The organism is Pseudonocardia oceanicola (assembly GCF_047200735.1).
GTDB lineage: Bacteria > Actinomycetota > Actinomycetes > Mycobacteriales > Pseudonocardiaceae > Pseudonocardia.
This window is the reverse complement of sequence record NZ_JBJZON010000064.1, coordinates 1-1,970: the sequence shown is the minus strand read 5'-3', so window position 1 is coordinate 1,970 and position 1,970 is coordinate 1. Positions and strand designations below refer to the sequence as shown.

4 protein-coding genes are annotated in these 1,970 nt (G+C 71.7%); 3 read left to right on the top strand and 1 reads right to left on the bottom strand.

Annotated elements, in window-relative coordinates:
- Together ACL02T_RS34790 and ACL02T_RS34785 are read left to right on the top strand one after the other, a co-directional pair.
- Positions 1-288: tyrosine-type recombinase/integrase (locus ACL02T_RS34790; RefSeq protein WP_412835076.1), on the top strand; the 288-nt coding region annotated here is incomplete at its 5' end.
- Positions 289-370: 82 nt separating this feature from the next.
- Entirely contained in the window at positions 371-526 is a 156-nt protein-coding gene (locus ACL02T_RS34785; protein WP_412835078.1) for a hypothetical protein, read from the top strand.
- Here the strand turns inward: ACL02T_RS34785 and ACL02T_RS34780 are convergent.
- Positions 478-741: a helix-turn-helix domain-containing protein gene (locus tag ACL02T_RS34780; protein WP_412835077.1), complete on the bottom strand. Its 264-nt coding sequence runs from the start codon at positions 739-741 to the stop codon at positions 478-480. The two genes, ACL02T_RS34785 and ACL02T_RS34780, sit on opposite strands and share 49 nt — an antisense overlap.
- Before the next feature lie 487 nt (positions 742-1,228).
- Between ACL02T_RS34780 and ACL02T_RS34775 the strand changes: the two genes are divergently transcribed.
- The gene (locus tag ACL02T_RS34775; protein ID WP_412835075.1) at positions 1,229-1,918 is read left to right on the top strand and encodes a hypothetical protein; all 690 of its coding nucleotides are present in this window, start codon (positions 1,229-1,231) and stop codon (positions 1,916-1,918) included.
- Positions 1,919-1,970: the final 52 nt, after the last annotated feature.

Below are 1,970 nucleotides of genomic sequence, written 5' to 3'. Positions count from 1 at the left end.
ACCGACGGCCGAGCGCACACCCCGAACAGCGTGTCAGCGAAGACGAACCGGTTCCTCCACGAGATCGGTGTCCCGGCCACCGCGCACCAGCTGCGGCACCGCTTCGGGACCGACCTGCACGCCCTCGACCCCGACCTCTACCGGCAGGCGAAGCTCATGGGTCACGCCTCGATGAACACCACGCAGCGGTACACGGCCGTCGAGCCGATCGAGGCGGCCCGCTACATCGAGCAGCTCACGCTGCGCCGGATCCGCCCCACGGGTGCGGCGTACCGGCTGGCGAGCTGAGGTGCCTGGCCATGTGCGGCAGAGCACGGCGGCCCCGGCGGCGATGGGTCGTGAACGTGACCAACCGGGAGACCGGGGGCCCGTGTCGGTCGTGATCGAGCTGCCGCCGGACAGCGGGACGGTCTACGCCGCGACTGGCCCGGTCCGCGTCGAGATGGGAGCGGAGACGATCAGCAGGCCGGTCACGGCCTATCGAGAGGCGCAGACGCAGGCCCTGATGGACCGAGGGACATGGTGACCGGCGCGCGTGGGGAAGCGTGCGGGCGGTCGGTCGTCGTCGCGTGTCCGGCGGAGCCGCTGCGGATCGCGGATCCACTCGCGGAGCCTGTCGACGTCCCACCGGTAGTGCCCACCCGGGGTGACGTAGTCGGGCGTGACGTGCCCGTCGCGCGCCCACTGCTGCAGCGATCGGATGGACACCCCGAGAGCGCGGGCGGCTTCGCCGGTGGACACGTAGCAGGGCACGGGCCCGCACTGTGCGGCGCCTCGACCGGCGATCACGCGCGCTCTGCGCGTTCTTCCGCGATCTTCCGCGCATCTCACGCGGATTGATCATGAAGTAGACGGCCCGGGGCCGGTGTAGGAGCACCGGCCCCGGGTCTGAGGACCACCACCTAGCCAGGAGGCGATGGACCGTGCGAGCACGATACGAGGAGCTCAACCTCGACAGCACAGCGCGATGCCCGCTCGGGCACCGCTGCGAGTCCTGTGGAACCGCTGACGGGCCGCTCGCGGTCCGCACCGCCGCCACACCGCTCGGGTGCTGTGCCTGACGCTGTGCAGGCCCTGCGCGGCGGCCGGCGAGGACACGACGCCAGGCCTGACAGACGCACCAGCCGAGGGGCTGGTGTCCCGAAAGATCCGTAACGCCCCGAGCTCGCGCGGCGACAGGCCGTGTGACGTCGGGGGACGAAGTACACGAACAGGAGTCGCTCCCCCCATGCCCCAGCAGCCCTACCCGCCGCATGGCCAGCACAGCCCGTACGGCGGCCAGCCGGGCCCCTACAGCCCCCAGCCGCAGCCCCAGCAGTACGGCCAGCAGTGGGTACCCCCGCAGCCGGCCCAGGACGGCCAGCAGTTCGGGTTCTCCGGCGGGCAGCTCCCCCCGATGCCGCGGCAGCAGGCGCCGAAGAAGCGGAAGAAGTGGCCGTGGATCGTCGGGGCGCTCGTCCTGGTCCCGATCCTCGCCTTCGCCGGCTGCACCGCGCTCGTCGGCGGGGCGATCAGCGCCGTCGACAGCGCCCGTGAGGGCGGGTCGGTTGGCCTGAACGACACCTACACCTACGCCTCCGGGGTCGCGGTGTCGGCGAGCACGCCGCAGCCCTACAGCTCGGACAACCCGTACATCGTCGGCAGCGGCGAGCAGGGCTGGGAGTCGACGGTCACGATCACCAACGGCAGCAAGAACCCGGTCGGCGCCACGCTGGTCACGATGAATGCCACCGTGGACAACGCCCCGGCCGAGCGCGTGTTCGAAGGCGTCGACCTCGCCACGCAGGACATCGCCCCGGGCCAGTCGCTCGCCGTGCCGTTCCGGTTCAAGACGAAGAAGGGCACGACCGGGCCGTTGCAGATTGCGGTCACCGCCGACTTCAACGAGCCGGTGTTCTTCAACGGCACCATGGCCTGACCCAGACACGAGCAGAGGGCCCCCGCCCCCCGGGGGGGGGGGGGGGCCGCCG

Excerpts from the sequence above, each read along its gene's own strand:
- ACL02T_RS34775 (WP_412835075.1), top strand. The coding sequence starts at position 1,229 with ATGCCCCAGCAGCCCTACCCGCCGCATGGCCAGCACAGCCCGTACGGC.